This window comes from Faecalibacterium butyricigenerans (genome assembly GCF_020687345.1).
Lineage (GTDB): Bacteria > Bacillota > Clostridia > Oscillospirales > Ruminococcaceae > Faecalibacterium > Faecalibacterium butyricigenerans.
Window position 1 is genome coordinate 117,590 of record NZ_JAJEQL010000003.1, and the last position, 17,719, is coordinate 135,308.

The 17,719-nt window shown below is 48.2% G+C and carries 23 protein-coding genes and 3 pseudogenes; 21 read left to right on the plus strand and 5 right to left on the minus strand.

Features of this window, described 5'->3' with window-relative positions:
• Positions 1–191 precede the first annotated feature (191 nt).
• The 5 genes from rplM (at position 192) to LKD23_RS02260 (ending at position 3,517) form a co-directional block, all read left to right on the plus strand.
• The gene (rplM, locus tag LKD23_RS02240) at positions 192–620 is read left to right on the plus strand and encodes a 50S ribosomal protein L13 (RefSeq protein ID WP_227620171.1); all 429 of its coding nucleotides are present in this window, start codon (positions 192–194) and stop codon (positions 618–620) included.
• 17 nt (positions 621–637) lie between these two features.
• Positions 638–1,036 (plus strand): 30S ribosomal protein S9, encoded by a 399-nt coding sequence (gene rpsI, locus LKD23_RS02245; RefSeq protein ID WP_227620172.1) that lies wholly within the window; start codon positions 638–640, stop codon positions 1,034–1,036.
• Between the two features lie 464 nt (positions 1,037–1,500).
• Positions 1,501–2,322 carry a ParA family protein gene (locus LKD23_RS02250; protein WP_066562181.1) on the plus strand — a complete coding sequence of 274 codons (822 nt, stop codon included), beginning with the start codon at positions 1,501–1,503 and terminating at the stop codon, positions 2,320–2,322.
• On the plus strand, positions 2,279–3,214 hold the full coding sequence (locus tag LKD23_RS02255) for a ParB/RepB/Spo0J family partition protein (RefSeq protein ID WP_227620173.1): 936 nt from the start codon (positions 2,279–2,281) through the stop codon (positions 3,212–3,214). The genes LKD23_RS02250 and LKD23_RS02255 overlap by 44 nt, the downstream gene beginning before the upstream one ends.
• A 12-nt stretch (positions 3,215–3,226) precedes the next feature.
• Entirely contained in the window at positions 3,227–3,517 is a 291-nt protein-coding gene (locus LKD23_RS02260; protein WP_227620174.1) for a DUF5720 family protein, read from the plus strand.
• A gap of 38 nt (positions 3,518–3,555) precedes the next feature.
• On the opposite strand, the gene LKD23_RS02265 is transcribed toward LKD23_RS02260, so the two are convergent.
• Positions 3,556–3,753: a helix-turn-helix domain-containing protein gene (locus LKD23_RS02265; protein ID WP_227620175.1), complete on the minus strand. Its 198-nt coding sequence runs from the start codon at positions 3,751–3,753 to the stop codon at positions 3,556–3,558.
• A 151-nt stretch (positions 3,754–3,904) separates the two neighbouring features.
• On the opposite strand from LKD23_RS02265, the pseudogene LKD23_RS02270 reads away from it, so the two are divergent.
• From LKD23_RS02270 to LKD23_RS02290, 5 genes and pseudogenes are all read left to right on the plus strand, one after another.
• A pseudogene (locus tag LKD23_RS02270) lies at positions 3,905–4,150 on the plus strand (VirD4-like conjugal transfer protein, CD1115 family); the annotation flags it as partial.
• 217 nt (positions 4,151–4,367) lie between these two features.
• Positions 4,368–4,520, plus strand: a pseudogene (locus LKD23_RS02275) (Maff2 family mobile element protein); the annotation flags it as partial.
• A gap of 141 nt (positions 4,521–4,661) precedes the next feature.
• The gene (locus LKD23_RS02280; protein ID WP_015536482.1) at positions 4,662–4,886 is read left to right on the plus strand and encodes a helix-turn-helix domain-containing protein; all 225 of its coding nucleotides are present in this window, start codon (positions 4,662–4,664) and stop codon (positions 4,884–4,886) included.
• Positions 4,887–4,904: 18 nt separating this feature from the next.
• On the plus strand, positions 4,905–5,324 hold the full coding sequence (locus LKD23_RS02285; RefSeq protein WP_024738125.1) for a nuclear transport factor 2 family protein: 420 nt from the start codon (positions 4,905–4,907) through the stop codon (positions 5,322–5,324).
• Positions 5,325–5,359: 35 nt separating this feature from the next.
• Positions 5,360–6,124, plus strand: a complete 765-nt coding sequence (locus LKD23_RS02290; RefSeq protein WP_024738126.1) for an MBL fold metallo-hydrolase — start codon at positions 5,360–5,362, stop codon at positions 6,122–6,124.
• Between the two features lie 43 nt (positions 6,125–6,167).
• Here the strand turns inward: LKD23_RS02290 and LKD23_RS02295 are convergent, their stop codons facing one another.
• The gene (locus LKD23_RS02295; RefSeq protein ID WP_024738127.1) at positions 6,168–6,989 is read right to left on the minus strand and encodes a helix-turn-helix domain-containing protein; all 822 of its coding nucleotides are present in this window, start codon (positions 6,987–6,989) and stop codon (positions 6,168–6,170) included.
• A 532-nt stretch (positions 6,990–7,521) separates the two neighbouring features.
• Here LKD23_RS02295 and LKD23_RS02300 point away from each other — a divergent pair.
• The 4 genes from LKD23_RS02300 to LKD23_RS02315 all read left to right on the plus strand — a co-directional run bounded on the left by LKD23_RS02300 (position 7,522) and on the right by LKD23_RS02315 (position 9,235).
• Positions 7,522–7,707, plus strand: coding sequence for a hypothetical protein (locus LKD23_RS02300; protein WP_024738128.1), 186 nt, complete (start codon positions 7,522–7,524; stop codon positions 7,705–7,707).
• On the plus strand, positions 7,708–8,049 hold the full coding sequence (locus LKD23_RS02305) for a replication initiator protein A (RefSeq protein WP_024738129.1): 342 nt from the start codon (positions 7,708–7,710) through the stop codon (positions 8,047–8,049).
• Positions 8,042–8,341: a DUF3847 domain-containing protein gene (locus LKD23_RS02310; protein ID WP_024738130.1), complete on the plus strand. Its 300-nt coding sequence runs from the start codon at positions 8,042–8,044 to the stop codon at positions 8,339–8,341. The genes LKD23_RS02305 and LKD23_RS02310 overlap by 8 nt, the downstream gene beginning before the upstream one ends.
• 291 nt (positions 8,342–8,632) lie before the next feature.
• The gene (locus LKD23_RS02315) at positions 8,633–9,235 is read left to right on the plus strand and encodes a Type 1 glutamine amidotransferase-like domain-containing protein (RefSeq protein ID WP_024738131.1); all 603 of its coding nucleotides are present in this window, start codon (positions 8,633–8,635) and stop codon (positions 9,233–9,235) included.
• 1 nt (position 9,236) lies between these two features.
• Here the strand turns inward: LKD23_RS02315 and LKD23_RS02320 are convergent, their stop codons facing one another.
• The gene (locus LKD23_RS02320) at positions 9,237–9,410 is read right to left on the minus strand and encodes a hypothetical protein (protein WP_207666438.1); all 174 of its coding nucleotides are present in this window, start codon (positions 9,408–9,410) and stop codon (positions 9,237–9,239) included.
• 18 nt (positions 9,411–9,428) lie between these two features.
• Here LKD23_RS02320 and mobQ point away from each other — a divergent pair, with 18 nt between their 5' ends.
• The 4 genes and pseudogenes from mobQ to LKD23_RS02340 all read left to right on the plus strand — a co-directional run.
• A complete protein-coding gene (gene mobQ, locus LKD23_RS02325) occupies positions 9,429–11,018 on the plus strand; it encodes a MobQ family relaxase (protein WP_024738132.1) in 1,590 nt (529 codons plus the stop codon).
• 63 nt (positions 11,019–11,081) lie between these two features.
• On the plus strand, positions 11,082–11,723 hold the full coding sequence (locus LKD23_RS02330) for a CHC2 zinc finger domain-containing protein (protein ID WP_024738133.1): 642 nt from the start codon (positions 11,082–11,084) through the stop codon (positions 11,721–11,723).
• 13 nt (positions 11,724–11,736) lie between these two features.
• Entirely contained in the window at positions 11,737–13,029 is a 1,293-nt protein-coding gene (locus LKD23_RS02335; protein WP_117570422.1) for a virulence-associated E family protein, read from the plus strand.
• Between the two features lie 231 nt (positions 13,030–13,260).
• A pseudogene (locus tag LKD23_RS02340) lies at positions 13,261–14,208 on the plus strand (relaxase/mobilization nuclease domain-containing protein); the annotation flags it as partial.
• A 222-nt stretch (positions 14,209–14,430) separates the two neighbouring features.
• Here the strand turns inward: LKD23_RS02340 and LKD23_RS02345 are convergent.
• Positions 14,431–14,787 (minus strand): helix-turn-helix domain-containing protein, encoded by a 357-nt coding sequence (locus LKD23_RS02345; protein WP_005335798.1) that lies wholly within the window; start codon positions 14,785–14,787, stop codon positions 14,431–14,433.
• A 162-nt stretch (positions 14,788–14,949) separates the two neighbouring features.
• On the opposite strand from LKD23_RS02345, the gene LKD23_RS02350 reads away from it, so the two are divergent.
• The 3 genes from LKD23_RS02350 to LKD23_RS12950 are packed head-to-tail and all read left to right on the plus strand — an operon-like array spanning position 14,950 to position 17,314.
• On the plus strand, positions 14,950–15,129 hold the full coding sequence (locus tag LKD23_RS02350; RefSeq protein ID WP_005335797.1) for a hypothetical protein: 180 nt from the start codon (positions 14,950–14,952) through the stop codon (positions 15,127–15,129).
• Between the two features lie 50 nt (positions 15,130–15,179).
• Positions 15,180–15,716, plus strand: coding sequence for a response regulator transcription factor (locus LKD23_RS02355; RefSeq protein ID WP_431834221.1), 537 nt, complete (start codon positions 15,180–15,182; stop codon positions 15,714–15,716).
• A gap of 29 nt (positions 15,717–15,745) precedes the next feature.
• Positions 15,746–17,314 (plus strand): ABC transporter permease, encoded by a 1,569-nt coding sequence (locus tag LKD23_RS12950; RefSeq protein ID WP_227620176.1) that lies wholly within the window; start codon positions 15,746–15,748, stop codon positions 17,312–17,314.
• A 65-nt stretch (positions 17,315–17,379) separates the two neighbouring features.
• Here the strand turns inward: LKD23_RS12950 and LKD23_RS02365 are convergent, their stop codons facing one another.
• A complete protein-coding gene (locus tag LKD23_RS02365) occupies positions 17,380–17,598 on the minus strand; it encodes a hypothetical protein (RefSeq protein WP_227620177.1) in 219 nt (72 codons plus the stop codon).
• Positions 17,599–17,719 lie beyond the last annotated feature (121 nt).

Here is a 17,719-nt window from a genome sequence, read left to right on the forward strand (position 1 = left end):
AGCAGACTGAAAATACGATTCGAGAAAACATGAGATTTCGAGAGAAAATAAGAGAAAATAAGAGATTCAAAAAACTGAGCCGAAAAAATCGAAAAATGCTGTTGACAGGCGGCTCCCGGGGATGTATACTAACACTCGCGCCCCCAAAAGGCGCATTGAACCGTTGAAACACTTATCAGGAGGAAATAGATATGAGCACTACTCTCGTCAAGCCCGCTGAAGTCGAGCGCAAGTGGTATCTGCTCGACGCTGCCGGCAAGAGCCTGGGCCACGTCGCTGCTGAGGCTGCTGTTCTGCTGCGCGGCAAGCAGAAGGTCGATTATACCCCCAATGTTGACTGCGGCGATTACGTCGTCGTCATCAACTGCGACAAGGCTGTCCTGACCGGCAAGAAGGCCGAGCAGAAGTTCCACATCACCCACAGCAAGTTCATCGGCGGCCTGAAGAAGGTCCAGTACAGCAAGCTGATGGCTGAGAACAGCGATCTGGCCATGACCTACGCTGTCAAGGGCATGATCCCTTCCAACACCATCGGTGCTAAGGCCCTGACCCGCCTGCACTGCTACCAGGGTGCCGAGCACGCTCACGCAGCTCAGAAGCCCGAGAAGATCGAGTTCTAAGAAGGAGGCAATCGAACATGTACGAAACCAAACCTTATTTCTACGGCACTGGTCGTCGTAAGGATTCCGTTGCCCGCGTTCGCGTTTATCAGGGCACTGGCAAGGTCACCATCAATGACCGTGACATCGACAACTACTTCGGTCTGGAGACCCTGAAGCTGATCGTCCGCTCTCCGCTGGTCCTGCTGGGCCTCGAGGGCAAGTATGACGTCGTCGTCCGCGTTTCCGGCGGCGGTGTTTCCGGTCAGGCTGGCGCTATCCGCCACGGCCTGAGCCGCGCCCTGCTGCAGCAGAGCGATGAGAACCGCTCTGTCCTGAAGAAGGCTGGCTTCCTGACCCGCGATCCTCGTATGAAGGAGCGCAAGAAGTACGGTCTCAAAGCAGCTCGTCGCGCTCCGCAGTTCAGCAAGCGATAATCGACTGCTCAGACTATATTAAAATGGTTCAAAAAGCCCGGAAAATCAAGGTTTTCCGGGCTTTTGCTATATCTAAACGGGCTGATATGGTTTGACCAAATTTGGCAAAACGAGAGCCGATTTCCTCCAATTTTTAGTGGTCCGCAAGTGGTTAACTGGCTAAAAATAGGGCAAAAAGAGGGGAAAGTGGTTCCCAAAGTGGTTAACCGAGAGCCGATTTTTGGGGTGCTTTTCAGCCCTCCTTCCCCTCGTTTTTTGGCTGTGGCAGTTTGGCATAGTTTGAGCTAATTTGAATAATTGAATATGAATTTGATGTAGCACACAGTATAAATGCTGGGTGCTTTTTTCATTTCAGGAACTCGTATTCCGGCGATAGAAAGAGCCGTCACTTCACTGTTAATTTTGAAGTGGCGGCTTTTTCTATTTCCAGAAACAACAGCAACAATCAGAAATGAGGTGAAGTCATGAACACACAAATCATCGCCATCGCCAACCAGAAAGGCGGCGTTGGCAAAACAACAACCTGTGCGAACTTGGGAATAGGTCTGGCACAGGCCGGAAAGAAAGTGCTTCTGATCGACGGGGACCCGCAAGGAAGCCTGACAATCAGCTTGGGAAATCCGCAACCAGACAAGCTGCCATTTACACTATCGGATGCAATGGGCAAAATTCTGATGGATCAGCCTATACGCCCCGGAGAAGGTATTCTGCATCATGCAGAAGGCGTTGACCTGATGCCTGCGGATATTCAGCTTTCCGGTATGGAGGTTTCTTTGGTAAACGCCATGAGCCGTGAAACGATTTTACGGCAATATCTGGACACACTGAAGGGACAATATTCCCATATCCTGATTGACTGTCAGCCTTCGTTGGGGATGCTTACGGTCAATGCGCTGGCGGCTGCGAACAGGATCATAATTCCCGTTCAGGCAGAGTATCTGCCCGCCAAAGGGCTGGAACAGCTTCTATCTACGGTCAGTAAGGTGAAACGGCAGATCAATCCAAAGCTCCAGATTGACGGTATCCTGCTGACGATGGTGGATAACCGCACCAACTTTGCCAAAGAGATTGCTGCTTTGCTGCGGGACACCTATGGAAGTAAAATCAAAGTCTTTGGAACGGAAATCCCCCATTCTGTCCGGGCAAAGGAAATCAGTGCAGAGGGAAAAAGTATTTTCGCCCATGACCCTGGCGGCAAGGTGGCAGAGGGGTATCGAAATCTGACGAAGGAGGTGTTGAAACTTGAAAAGCAGCGCGAAAAAAGTAGAGCTGGCATCGGTAGATGATCTGTTTTCTACGGAGGAGAGCCGTGCCGATGCTCAGAGAGAAAAAGTAGTAGAAATCCCGTTGTCGGAACTGCACCCGTTCAAAGGGCATCCATTCAAAGTCAAGGATGACGAAGCAATGATGGAAACCGCAGACAGTATCAAGCAGTATGGTGTGCTGGTTCCAGCAATTGCCCGCCCTGACCCGGAGGGTGGTTATGAACTGGTGGCCGGACACAGACGGCACAGAGCAAGTGAACTGGCAGAAAAAGAGACCATGCCGGTAATTGTCCGTGATCTGGACGATGACGCTGCCACAATTATTATGGTTGACAGCAACCTGCAACGAGAAAGCCTGCTTCCAAGTGAGAGGGCCTTTGCCTATAAAATGAAGTTGGAGGCTATGAAGCACCAGGGAGAGCGAGTGGATTTAACTTGTGCCCAAGTTGGGCACAAGTCCGATGGTAGAAAATCCAGAGATATTTTAGCTGAACAGGTTGGACAGAGTAAGAATCAAATTCAGAGATTTATCCGTCTGACCGAGCTGATTCCCGAACTGCTGGACATGGTGGATGAAAAGAAAATTGCCTTAAATCCTGCTTATGAGCTGTCCTTTCTCAAAAAGGAGGAACAGGTAGACCTGTTGGACGCGATGGACAGCGAACAGGCTACCCCTTCTCTTTCTCAAGCCCAGCGGCTCAAGAAATACAGTCAGGAGGGGCATCTGACCCTCGATATGATGCGTGTCATCATGGGTGAGGAAAAGAAAAGCGATCTGGACCGAGTGACATTTACCTCTGACACCTTGCGGAAGTATTTTCCTAAAAGCTATACGCCCCAGCGGATGCAGGAAACCATCATCAAGCTGCTGGAGGCATGGCAGAAAAAGCGTCAGAGAGACCAGGAACGATGAAAGGAGCCGCCTATGAAAGATATTTCAGCAAGGGAGCTGAAAGGACATAACATTCTTGCCGTGGAACGCTTTGAGGACAGCACCCGATGGATGATTGAGTTTGTTGTTCTCCATCCGTGTAGTGCTTACGGGAGCAGAGGTGATGAAATGCGTCTGTTTCTTGCAGAGGACAGCTATCAGAATGCTCTCCAAGACCAGCAGCGCCGGAAAATCAAAATCAAGCGGTATGCCCGTGTTGTTGAGGGACACATCCTCGACTTTAAGCCGGGAAAGAAATGCACAAGAAAATATAGAGAAAGTTGAACGCCACAATCGTTTCGTCATCTTCCGCATAATAAACTTCAATCATGATGTTCTCCTCTTGATTGCCCGGCAGATTTTCTTCGCCCATCCAATGGCTTCGTAGCATTCTTAGGGATAAGCCAGACGGTTCCCATTTTTTCCGCTCCTGGGATACGTCCTGCGGAACAGTAGTAATTTATCCAACGGGGTGTTACTCCCCAAATCTTGCTTGCTTCTTTCAAAGTCATGTAATCCATATAGCACCTCCGTACTGCCATATTATAATTCGTACTCTCGAATAAAACAAGTTAAGCAGTACAAGTCAAGCTAATAATTATCAGAATGGCAGCCACAAAAAGGAATTCTTTGATCGTGGCTGCCATTTTTTAATTCATCACTTGACATTGTGGCAAAGAGCTGATGAGCCAGGACGAGCTGGCAGTTATGGATGGCGGCAAGTGCATCTTGCAGTTGCGCGGTGTGCGTCCGTTTCTTTCAGACAAGTATGACATTACCAGACACCCTAATTTCAAATACACAGCTGATGCAGACAAGCGAAATACCTTTGATATTGAAGCATTTTTGTCTGCCAGACTAAAACTCAAGCCTGATGAGGTCTGCGATGTATATGAAGTAGACACGGAGGGCGTGTAATACGGTTCCGCTGAGAAAGGAGTGATCGTATCTATTTGCCGCAACTGCCTCTGTTGAGGCCATTGGCGTACAAAGCGGGCAATCATCAACAAAATAATGAAAAAGGAGGACAGCCGGAATCAGGCTCTCATATATCGAGGGCAGATTGTTCCGGCTTTTGTATGCCTATGAAACATGACAAACCTATTTTTTAATCAGATTCCGGCTAACAAACTATATGGCATTTTTTGAACAGGCAATTACCGTTCTTCAGACTCTCGTTATCGCTCTGGGCGCTGGTCTTGGTATCTGGGGTGTCATCAACCTGCTGGAAGGTTACGGCAACGACAACCCTGGCGCTAAATCTCAGGGCATGAAGCAGCTTATGGCTAATTAAATGTAATAAAAGTGAAGAAAGGAAAAGCACAATCCAGACGGAACCGGCGGTGCGGTCAAGAAATATTGTGGAAACGCAAGATTTCTGCTATAATGGGTACAGAACATTTGACGATGGAAAGAGAGGCGGGAGCCTATGCACATCAGCTATCAACCGCTATGGGACACTTTGAAAGAACGTGGCATGAGGAAAGAGGACTTGCGGCTGTCCGCCGGTCTGACCACCAATATGATTGCCAACATGGGCAAGGGAAAGCATATCAGTATGGAAACACTACTGCGTATCTGCAAAGCATTGAACTGTGGAATTTTGAATGTGATTGAATTAGAGCATGACGAAGAAGCTGAAATATCAAATTAACAAGGAAGGTTCTGCGAAATGGACAATAGAGAAAGAATTATCAGACTTTGGTTTGATATGTGGCTTACAAAGAAAGATTTAGGTATATCCGATATTTTTTCAAATAATGCCATCTATATTGAAAGCTGGGGGCCGGAATATCACGAAATAAAGAAGATAATACTTTGGTTTGAGGAATGGAATACCCGGGGAACCGTCTTACAATGGGACATCAAACAGTTTTTCCATAAAGACAATCAGACTATCGTTGAATGGTATTTTAAGAATAAAATGGACGACGGTAATGTAGAAGCGTTTGATGGAATATCACTGATTGAATGGACACCAGATGACAAGATTGCCCTCTTAAAAGAATTTGGTTGCAATGAAAATCGATATGACCCTTATAAAGATGGCACTATACCACATTTCAGAGATGAAAACGCAAAGTGGTTTTAGCCGGGAAATTTAGTTGTTGGAGGTAATTATGCAGAATGGATAATTGGTTTACCATTGAGCAAATAGACCGTGATACATTCTCTATTAGCGAATACAAACACTGGGAAGAAACACATTGCTATCTATTATGTGGAGAAAAATGCGCTATTCTCATTGATACAGGCTTAGGCGTTTCCAACATCAGAAAAATTGTGGACAGTCTAACAGAGCTGCCTGTTATGGCAGTTACTACTCATGTTCATTGGGATCACATTGGCGGGCATAAGTATTTTGATAATATCGCCGTACATGAAGAGGAAAAGGACTGGTTATCAGTCAGGTTTCCGATACCGTTGCAAGTTGTGAAGAATAATTTGACAAGGCTTCCTTGTGATTTCCCAAAAGATTTTGATATTAACGCTTATCAGATTTTTCAAGGTATGCCACAAAGAATCTTACATGATGGCGATTTTTTAAATTTAGGCGAGCGAGAAATTCAGGTTATTCACACGCCGGGACATTCTCCGGGACATTGTTGTTTTTACGAACCAAAACGAAACTATTTGTATTCCGGGGATTTGATATACAAGGGAAGCCTTGATGCATTTTACCCAACTACCGACCCGCAGTTATTCTATCAATCCATAAGGCGGATACAGAAATACAAAATAAAAAAAGTTCTGCCCGGACACCACCAGTTGGATATTCCTGTTTCTTTGATAGCTGACATTGAAGCCGGATTTGCAAAATTATCGAGAGCTGGAAAACTCAAACAGGGAAATGGATTGTTTGAGTTTCGGGATTTCCAAATTCATGTATGATTCAAAGCTGCCGTTGCAGGAGCCGATCCCGCAACGGCTGTTTTCATTTCCACGGTCTGCGCCGGAAGTTGATTCCGGAATTTTTAATCAGCGGCGATCTTTTGAACAGCTTTTTCAGGGTTGTTCTTTCTTCGTCTGTGAGCCGCTTGTATTTTAGCTGGAACGCCTTGCAGAAGATTTCCAGAAATTCCTGCACCCTGTCGCCGGTGGATTGCATGGCCTTTCGGACTTCCTTTATCAGTTCATCGGCGGGCGTGGTATCCGGCGCACTCTCCATGTCGTTCTCATGGGCTTTGCGTATATCGTGAAGGATAGCGTCCCATGTTTTGTGTGTCACATGGCAGAAAAAATCTTCTTCCTCTATCTGACCGGCTTCCAGAATTTTCAGGGAACGGTCTGCGGCAGCTTCGGGATGTTCTTCCAGTATCATTGCCCGGACAGCGGCCAGCGCACTGTTGATGTCATGGAACCGCATGGTGGCCATTCCGTCCACATAGATTTCTGCGTCAGCCATCAGCTCTGTAAATTTTTCGTGGGACATCATCTCGCACAACAGCCGGGTATTGATCCGTCCGCTTTTCAGAAGCGCCACGGCTTCATCGGTCAAATGCAGTTCGGACAGCGGGGTGTTGATCTGCTCCCGGTTTTCCGTCCGGCAGAACAGATAGTCGATGGACACCTCATAAAAGTCTGCCAGTGTGATAAGGTTGCCGTGGTTGATTTCCTTATTTCGGTTTTCTTCATTTTCATAGCTGGCTAAAGCAGATTTTGAAATGCCGGTCTTTTCCGCCAGTTCTTCCAGTTTCAAACCCTTTTCCACCCGTAAATCTTTCAAGCGTTCCTGTAAGGAAACATGGTCTTTCATCGGTTTGCCACTCCCTTCCCATGTGGTTTTCGAGCATATATAGTCATTATACCATACCGTTCCGAAATCGTGGAAATTTTCGATTTTGGGGCGGTATTCCTACTTTCTGGACATACGGGAAAGGGTTCAAAAATGAGCTATGATTAAGTCAGTTCATCGATGGATTATTCCAATCGAATGACCGGCCTGATGGGATATGCTCCCTGGCGATGTAGTGCAACGACCTGCGGCAAGGAGTTGGAGGAACCTTGACCGCAGCGAGCGTACCAACGGGAACGAAACGCTGCTGTGAGATTCAGGGGCAGGAACGACATCAGGGAAACCCGGCAGAACTGACACCAAAACGCTACCCAAACACGACAAATCGGCAGGGCGTAGTCTGCCCTGTCCGTGATACTATGGGGCTTTTCCAAGCGGCTCTATGGCCGTATTTTTCTTGAAAATCGCCCCGAAACATGACACCAAAAACCGCTATCCGCCCATCTCCACCGTTACGGCTGAAATGGGCGGATTTTCTATGATAGGAGGCACCATGCCGAGAATGAGCAAAAAACGGAAGTTGGAGCTGTCCTTCTTCCTCAATGACCGGGGGCGTGTGGCCTACAACGACCTGTGCCGGAAGTGTCAGCATGAGTGCAAACAGAGCTTCCGGGCTGTTGTGATCGACTGCCCCCATTACCTGTCCAAACGAGCCAAGCGAAAGGAGAAAATCACTTAAATGGATTTTGAATTTATGACCGCAGACACCGTTCTGCCGCCCTGTATGCCACTTCCCCCCGCCATGTTGCGGCTGCCGGTCAGCAGCACCGCAAAGGTCATGTATGCCCGCCTGCTGGACGCCACCCTTACGGTGGGTACGGAGGATACCAACGGGATACTGTTTGTCCGTTTCCCCATTGTGGAGCTGGCGGCGGCCTTGTCCCGAAGCTCCGTAACCGTCAAGCGTTCCTTGAAAGAATTGGAGGACGCCGGACTGATCCTGCGGGTGCGCCGGGGTGTGGGAGAACCGAACCGCATTTACACGCTGCTCCCCAAGAAGGAGGGCTGCCGTGATGAATGAAAAGCTGGAAAAGCTCAACTGGGAGCTTGCCAAAGGCGAAGCCAGACTGCGACGGGCGCAGCACGAAGAAAAGATACTGGAACACCAAATGAAGCAGCTTACCCGGAAGGAACGGACGCACCGGCTCTGCACCAGAGGGGCTATGCTGGAAAGTTTTCTGATAAGGCCGGAAGTGCTGACGGACGATGATGTGATGGACATTCTGAAACAGGCATTTTCCCAAACTGGCATGAAGGAAACTGTTGCGGAAAGCGTGAAACGGAGGGTAGCCGGGGAACCCCTTACGGAGTAAGGGCGCAACTATACACCGGTCAAGCCGGTGCGTTGCGCCCTGCCGGGGGCTTCCTGCGGAAAGCGGATGATTGCCAGCACACTTGCGGCTGCTTCCAATCATCACAGGGGACGCTACGCTTCCCCTGCGCTGGCTGCCGCCAGCTACCCCTTTGTGGACTTGCCGCCCGGGAACACCTTGCGGGGTAGGCTGTTCCCGTCCGACAAGTTTACAAAATCATCCTATACTTACCCGGCTTGATGAAGTATAATGAAAGCAATGACAAATCAGAATTTATAAAGGAGATTACAAATGAAATTATTTTTATGTTCACACTTTTCAAGTGTAGGAAATCTGATAAAAGAAGAAGTTGAAAATAAGAAGGTCGTATTTGTTCCGACAGCTTCAATTCACGAAGGTTATACGGGTTATGTGAATTCTGCCAGGAAATTATTCAAGAAATTAGGAGCAATCTTAACAGAAATGGATATTTCAAAGGAGGAGTATTTGACGATAAAATCTGCTTTTGAAGAAGCGGATGTTATTTATTTTACTGGTGGTAATTCATTTTTTCTGATTGACCAATTACGAAAAACGGGTATTGATGAGTTGCTGAAGAAAGAAATTATGAATGGAAAACTGATGATTGGTGAGTCGGCTGGGGCAATTATATGTTCTCCTACAATTACATATATTGAACAAATGGATAAGAAACCAGAAGATTATTCACAAGAAGATGATAAGGGACTCAGTTTTGTTGATTATTATATCCTCCCACATTATCTTACCGCACCATTTAAGAAAGTTACTGAAAAGATATTAGCTGAGTTTTCAGATTTGAACATTTGCCCAATTAGCAATCATCAGGCAATTATTGTGAATGATGAATCTTCAAAGGTGATTTGTACTAATTAGTTTACAAATTCCAGTTTGCCAATCTCTCCATCATCGGGCCAACCTGACCCGAACTTTCAAAACTGAATACCAGCCGCCCACCGGCGGCACCACCGAGCAGGAAATCAGAAACGGTTTCCTGCTTTTCTTTTGCCCAAAATGAGGTGGCAAACCACCACCCCATCCAATCAGCCACAGGAAGGAGGAAGCCGTTATGCCCTGTCCCCACCATGATATAAAGATCGTCCAGCGCAGCAACCGCCAGTCAGCCGTAGCCGCCGCAGCTTACCAGAGCGGCGAACGGCTGTTTTCCGAGTACGACCAGAAGCAGAAATACTATGCCGAGAAACGAGGGATCGTCCATACAGAAATCATGCTGCCGCCCCATGCCCCGCCGGAGTACGCAGACCGCAATACCTTGTGGAACGCCGCCGAAGCGATTGAGAAACAATGGAACTCCCAGCTTGCCCGGAGAATCGTGCTTGCCATACCGAGGGAAATTCCCCCGGAGCAGCACGCCGACCTGCTCCGGGACTATTGCCGGGAGTTTTTCGTTTCCAAAGGCATGATTGCCGATTTTGCCATTCACGATAAGGAGGATGGGAATCCCCACGCCCACATCCTGCTGACCATGCGGGCAATGGACGAAACCGGGAAATGGCTTTCCAAGAGCCGGAAGGTTTATGACCTTGACGAGAACGGCGAGCGTATCCGGCTCCCGTCCGGGAACTGGAAAAGCCACAAGGAGGACACTGTAGACTGGAACGACCAGAAGTACGGCGAGATGTGGCGGCAGGGCTGGGCGGCTGCCGCCAACCGCTATCTGGAAGCCAATGACCGCCCAGAACGCCTCGACCTTCGTTCCTATGAGCGGCAGGGGCTTGATAAAATCCCCACCGTCCACATGGGGCCAGCGGTCAGCCAGATGGAAAAACGAGGGATACAGACCAACATCGGCAACCTGAACCGGGACATTACCGCTGCCAACCGGCTCATGCAGTCAATCCGCCAGATGGTGCGCCACCTGAAAGGCTGGATTGCAGACCTGAAGGAGAAAAAGGCCGCCCTGCTGGAAGCCTTGCAGGAAGCGAAGGAACCCACCCTACCGGAGCTGCTGGGCAAATATCTGGATTTGCGCCGGGAGGAGCGCACCGGCTGGACGAGCAAAGGCCAGCTCAAAGGCACTGTGAACGACTTCAACAAGGTTATGGACGCCATCCGCTATCTGCGGGAAAAGGAGCTGTCCACCGTGGAGAGCCTTGACACCTATCTGGATACCGTCAGTGAGCAGGCCGTTTCCATCCGGGCAGAGATGAAGCCGAAGGAAAAGCGTATGAAGGAGATTGACACCATGCTTTCCCATATCGCTAACTTTGAAGCTCACAAGCCGGTTCATGCGGAATATGCCGCTATCCGGTTTAAGAAACCAAAGGAACAGTTTGCCGCCGCCCATCGGGACGAGCTGGACGCCTACAATGCCGCTGTCCGCTATTTCAAGGTGCATTTGGAGGGAACCAAGTACAGCACCAAAAAGCTGAACGAAGAACGGACGCAGCTTGCCGGAGAGGTGGCCGAGTACAGGGAACGCCTGTCAGCGGTGCAGGAGGATGTGAAGATTCTCCGGGATGTGCGCCACTGGCTTAATCAGGTGCTTCCGTCCGAGCAGTACCGCCAGACTGCCGAGCCGGGCAAGAAACCATCCATCCAGCAGGCAGTCAAAGGCCGGGCACAGCGTATCCGGGAGGAACAGGCCGAGAAACGCCAGCAGCCCCACACAGAGAAAAAACAGGATATGGAACTCTAACAGGCGCTTGCCATTTTCTTTTCGAGAATGACAGGCGCTTTTCTTATTTTCAGGAGGATTTAGTTGAATGTATTTGAAGCTGTCAAGCAGTCTGTTACCACCCGGCAGGCTGCTGAGCATTTCGGAATCCGGGTGGGACGGAACGGGATGTGCGTCTGTCCCTTTCATGCCGACAAAAACCCAAGTATGAAGGTTGACCGGCGCTTTCACTGTTTCGGCTGTCAGGCAGACGGGGATGTGATCGACTTTGTTTCCCGTCTGGAAGCTGTCAGCCCAAAGGAAGCCGCCCTCATGCTGGCACAGGCGTTTTCCGTCCCCTATGAGGACAAGGAGCTATCCCACAGAAGCCAGAGGAAGCCCCGGCAGGAAACCCCGGAACAGCGGTTCCGCCGTATGGAGCGTTACTGCTTCCGGGTGCTGTGTGATTACCGAAACCTGCTGTGCCGCTGGAAACGGGACTATGCCCCCAAGACGCCAGACGAGGATTTCCACCCTTTATTTGTGGAAGCCCTGCAAAAGCAGGACTATGTGGACTATCTGCTGGATGTGCTGCTCTCCCCGGACATGGAGGAACGGGCAGCCCTTATCATCGACTGTGGAAAGGAAGTGAGCAATCTTGAAAGACGAATGGCAGAGCTTGCCGCCGAAGATACGGCAGGCCGCAGAACAGACCATACAAGAAGCACCGCCGCCCCGGAGCGTTGAGGAAGTTAAGGCCATGCTGGAAAGCACCGAGAAAGGCGGCATCCGTAACAGTATCCGCAACTGCCTGACCGTCTTTCAGAATGACCCACTGCTTTCCGGAGCAATCGCCAAAAATCTGCTGACCGAGCGTACCGACATCATTAAGCCCATCGGCTACCACCGTACCGGCACCGCCATCACGGACACGGATATGAATTATCTGCTCCTGTATCTGGAAGAAACCTATGGGCTGACCAGCGAAAAGAAGATTGCAGCCGCCATCGGGATCGCTGCCAATGAAAACGGCTATCACCCCATCCGGGACTACCTGAACGGCCTTTCATGGGACGGAACCGAGCGTATCCGTACCTGTCTGCACCACTTTTTAGGAGCCGACAGCGACCAGTACACCTATGAAGCCCTGCGGCTGTTCCTACTGGGAGCCATCCACCGGGCGTTTCATCCCGGCTGCAAATTTGAGGTCATGCTCTGTCTGGTGGGCGGTCAGGGAGCCGGGAAATCCACCTTTTTCCGGCTGCTGGCCGTGAAAGACGAGTGGTTTTCCGATGACCTTCGCAAGCTGGACGATGACAATGTGTACCGCAAACTGCAAGGCCACTGGATTATTGAGATGTCGGAGATGATTGCCACCGCAAACGCCAAGAGCATTGAGGAAATCAAGTCTTTTTTGAGCCGACAGAAGGAGGTCTATAAAATCCCATACGAAACCCACCCGGAGGACAGGCTGCGGCAATGCGTGTTCGGCGGCACTTCCAATGCCCTTGACTTCCTGCCCCTTGACCGATCCGGCAACCGGCGCTTTCTGCCGGTCATGGTGTACCCGGAACAGGCGGAAGTTCACATTTTGGATGATGAAGCCGCTTCCAGAGCCTACATTGAGCAGCTATGGGCGGAAGCCATGACCATTTACCGCAGCGGGGATTTTAAGCTGTCTTTCAGCCCCGAAATGGTACGCTATCTCAAAGAACACCAGCGGGATTTTATGCCGGAGGATACCAAGGCCGGGATGATCCAAGCCTACCTTGACCGCTATACCGGCAGCATGGTGTGTTCCAAGCAGCTTTTCCGGGAAGCCCTGAACCACCCTTTTGACGAGCCGAAGCAATGGGAAATCCGGGAGGTCAACGACATTATGAACCACTGTGTCACAGGCTGGCACTACTTTTCCAATCCCCGGATGTTCCCGGAATACGGCAGGCAAAAGGGCTGGGAGCGTGAAGCCCCGGCAACGAATACCGAGGGCGGAGCCGAAAAAATCCCGGAGGGATTTGTGGAGGTCACAGAGCAGATGGAGCTTCCTTTCTGAAAATCCAACCCCGTTGCCGACTTTGTTGCACTCCCGTTGCCGGGCTGGTTGCCGGGGAAAGCCCCGTAACTGCGGGCTTTTTCCCCTATCAGCAACCAAAGCAACAGAAAAATAAAAGAAAATATAAATTGTAACCAAACCGCCAGACAGAGATGGTTTTGAGGTTTTTTGAAGCCCGTTGCCGGACTTCGTTGCCGACCTTCTCCTTGTCTGGCTATTCTATTATGGAGGATCTGTATTGAGAATGGACTGTCCATTGTAGAGAATCCGAAACTTCACGGAAAGAGCTATAACAAATGGCTGGGCGATCAGGCAAATCCATCTCACCGAGAGCTGCTTCGTGTGGCGATTGACAACGCATTATCACAAAGTCCTGCTGACTTTGAAGAACTGCTGAAGCTGTTGCGAGAATATGGTTGTGAAGTCTCAAAGCGCGGAAAATCGTATCGACTGAAACTCTCTGGTTGGGAGAAAGCCGCCCGCATGGACAGTCTGGGCGAAGGATATGGATTGGAAGATTTGCGGGCAGTTCTCTTAGGGAAGAAAGCACATACCCCGCGAAAGAAAACAGTCACACAGGCAGAGCCGCCGAAGGTCAATCTGCTGGTGGACATTCAGGCAAAATTGCAGGCTGGAAAAGGTGCTGGCTATGCGCGATGGGCTAAAGTTTTCAATCTGAAGCAAATGGCGCAGACCATGAATTACCTGTCAGAGAATAACCTGCTGGAGTATGCGGTTTTGGAAGAAAAGGCTGCGGCTGCCACGGCACATCACAATGAACTTTCGGCGCACATCAAAGCGGCTGAAAAGCGCATGGCAGAGATTGCTGTTCTGCGTACTCACATCGTAAATTATGCCAAGACCCGTGAGGTCTATGTGGCATACCGCAAGGCGGGCTACTCTAAGAAATTCCGGGAGGCACATGAGGAAGAAATCCTGCTCCACCAGGCTGCTAAGAATGCCTTTGATGAGATGGGCGTCAAGAAGCTGCCAAAGGTCAAAGAGTTACAGACAGAGTACGCAAAATTGCTGGAAGAAAAGAAAAAGACTTATTCCGAGTATCGGCGCTCCCGTGAAGAAATGAGGGAGCTTTTGACTGCAAAAGCAAATGTAGATCGAGTGCTGAAAATGGAGGTAGAACAGGATGTTGAAAAAGAAAAAGACCACGGCCAGCGGTAAGCTGGTCCTGGTCAAAAGCGTTCGCAGAACGCGCAGCCACAGAATGAAATTCTGTGTTCAAAGGGGCTTGGGGGCGCTGCCCTCAACAAGCAAGCGGAGAGGAAAATCACGGAGGGATTTTCTTCTCTGCGGGCCTGTGTGTATTAACACAGGCATTGCTTGCCTCTTTTCTCCGAAAATGAAAAGAACCAGTGAGAGAATCGTTAAATTTCACTCACTGGCTCAATTCGTTTCAAATTTTTTTGACAACTCTGTCAGTTCTTTCACCGTTTCCTGGGTGTGATGCAGCAGGGTGTCACGCATTTCTGGCGGACAGCTGGAATAAAGCATTTTCATCTGATTGACACCTTCATCCTCCAGAGAAACATCTGGATTTATAAGTGTATCTAAAGAGATATGCAGGACCTTGGCCAATGCTCTCAAAATCAAATAAGAAGGATTCATTTTCCCCTTTTCGATATTGGCGATTTGCTTTACAGAAACATGGCTCAAATCAGATAGCTCCTGTTGTGTTAGCTCTTTATTCTTTCGGGCTTCCCGCATTTTCTGCCCTAAAGCAGTTAAATCATCAATCGGCATAATCGTTCACCTCAATAACATTGTATCGTTCTGGTTTGTGCAAAGGAATAACCTAATTATGCCTGATGAACGGTAAGATTATGCTGATTTTTGTAGAGTAATAGGTAGGGATAAACTTGTATTCTTCGAGAAGACGAAATATAATATTTTAGGAGGTGCAAAATGGACTACATAACATTAAAAGAGGCAAGCCAAAAATGGAATGTTACGCCGCGCCAGATAAATTATTTGTGTACATCTGGGCGCATCCCCGGTGCTGTAAAAATGGCGACGATTTGGCTTATTCCTAAAAATGCAGAGAAGCCAGTAGACAGGCGGAGAAAAGAAAACAAATCTCAGTGAGGTTTCTGTGACATTTGGGTGATACACTGAAAATGAAGGAGTGTGATACCATGCGAATTTTAGTAGTCGAGGATGATCGACTTTTGAATAATACTTTATGCTATAACTTGAATACTGCGGGCTATGCGGTGGATTCTGCGCTGACAAAATCAGCGGCCGGTAGTTTCTTGACAGAGCAGGACTATGACCTAATTGTGCTGGATGTAAATTTGCCGGATGGGAACGGTTTTGACTTCTGCCGGGAGGTAAAAGAACGCCGTCCCGATACCGCTATTATCTTTCTGACCGCAAATGATATGGAAAGCGATATGCTCAAAGGGTATGAGCTGGGTGCAGAAGATTATGTGACAAAACCTTTCCCTATGAGTGTCTTTCAAAAGAAACTGGCGGTAGTGCTAGGGAGGCTGACAAAACAATATGGTGGTGATACTTATGAGGATGACATACTGACCATCAATTTTTCAGAAATGAGTGCTACTCTATCAGGAAAGCCACTTACATTCACACCACTGGAATATCGACTTTTGAAAATTCTGATGAAAAATCCACAGATTGTTTTGACCCGGCAAGTCTTGTTAAAACGATAGGCACGACAAAAAGACAAATCAAGCGGATCGTGCGTTCTCAAATATTCAGAACGGCGGTGATCGGTATTCCCAGCGGCCTGATTGTCGGTGGTATTGTTTCGCTTGGACTTGTTCCGTTTGCCATGAATATGATGTACTCAAGCGATACAGACCTTGGGGAGATAGTGTCCTTTTCCCCCATTATTTTTGCGGGTGCCGCAATCTTCACATTTTTTACTGCAATCATCGGCAGCATGAAACCAGCGAAAATAGCTGCAAGTATTTCTCCTGTTGCGGCTTCACGCTATACGGAGGCAAATACAAGGAGTTACCGAGATCATAAGAGCCATAGAACAAAATTATCTCGGATGGCACGAGATAATATTTTTAGAAACCCTAAAAGCGCTTTCCTTACTTTTGCGTCCTTATTTTTAGGCTTAATATTGTTTTTGGTTTCTGCTGGTCTACTATCAAGCCTAAGTCCCGACAATTTTGTAAATCAATGGGGAGAAAGTGATTTCGCATTGACTTACAGCATTTCCGAAGAAGGAAACCTGCTCTCTGATGAAATGTTGCAGCAAATTGAAACAATGCAGGGAATTGAAAATCTGCGCGTCACTTATTCTGCTTCACCGTGGCCCACTATGGATGTCATTTACGACGAAAATGTATTCGGGAAATATATTGATTCCTTGGATGGCGTATCAGGTCTTGATTTTTCAAATGCGGAAACACGAAAAAACTATACAGATAATTTTTGGAGCGGCGTTTACGGAATAGATTCCAGATATATCGAAGAACTTAATAAAACGCTTGATAAGCCTATTGACTTAACCGCCTTTGAAAAGGGAGAGTTGGTGGTTTTGTCCGCTATGACGGATGATGAGGGAAACCTATTGATTCAGCCAGGGCAAGCAATCACCGTTGTCGGTGAGTCCGGGGAACAGGTCTTTACAGTGGCAACTGGCTTTCTGGACGCTGATTTTCAGAGTGGTCGAGGAAATGAGAGAGGTACTGCCCCTGATTTGTATATCAGTAAGCAGGCAATAGAGAAGTTGTCTGGAGAAACCAAAATCTTTCGGATTGCTTTTGATACGATTGATAGCAGTTATGACAAAGGGATTATGGAGCAGCTTCAATCCATTACTGCTTCGTCACCGGGCATTACGATTCTGTCACGATATGAAAAGCAGCAAGAAATGGCCGGATATTTGCTGACCTCAAGGATTATAGCCGCAGGGTTGTCCGCTGTATTTTTGCTGATAGGAATTATGAATTTCATTAACACAATGGTTGTTAGTGTAAATACTCGGAAACATGAATTTGCAACACTTGAAAGTATAGGAATGACGAAAAAGCAAATTAGAAATGTATTGCTTTGGGAAGGCGTGTATTATTGGAGTATTTCTTTCCTACTGCTTGCCACACTGGGAACAGCGATATATATTCCAATATACTCAGCCTTTAGAAGAATGGTTCCTTATGCAGCTTTTCACTATCCTGTAATTTCTCTGTTGGTTGTCGCAGCTATTGTTTTGCTGGTCTGCTTGGCAACCCCCGTCATAACTTTCATGCAAAATGTTAAGCAAAGCGTTGTAGAGAGACTGCGGCAGAATTAAATATTTGCGATGAAAACCGGGAGATTATTCTCCCGGTTTTTCAAATCTCACAGGTTCGTGAGATTTCAGCCCATTATTCTGTCGAAATAGCGTGTGTCAGTGACATTTCTGTGAGGATTGCTTGTTAAGATAAGCGCAAAAGGAACAAGCTGCCGCACGACGGCAAAAGAAAAAAAGCCGTCGTACAGCAGCCTATCAACACGCCCATTTGAAACGGCGGCTTTGATTTTCAGAGCCGCCGTTTCTTTGCGATTGCACAAACCAATGACGACTTGCAGGGACACGGTAGCCGATTGGAGGTTAATTTACCGTGTCCCGTTTGCTTTTTCAAAGCTCACATGATCTACATCAGTTAAAAAAAGCATTGCTCCTCCTCCGGGCAAGTATAATATTGTATCGGCATTA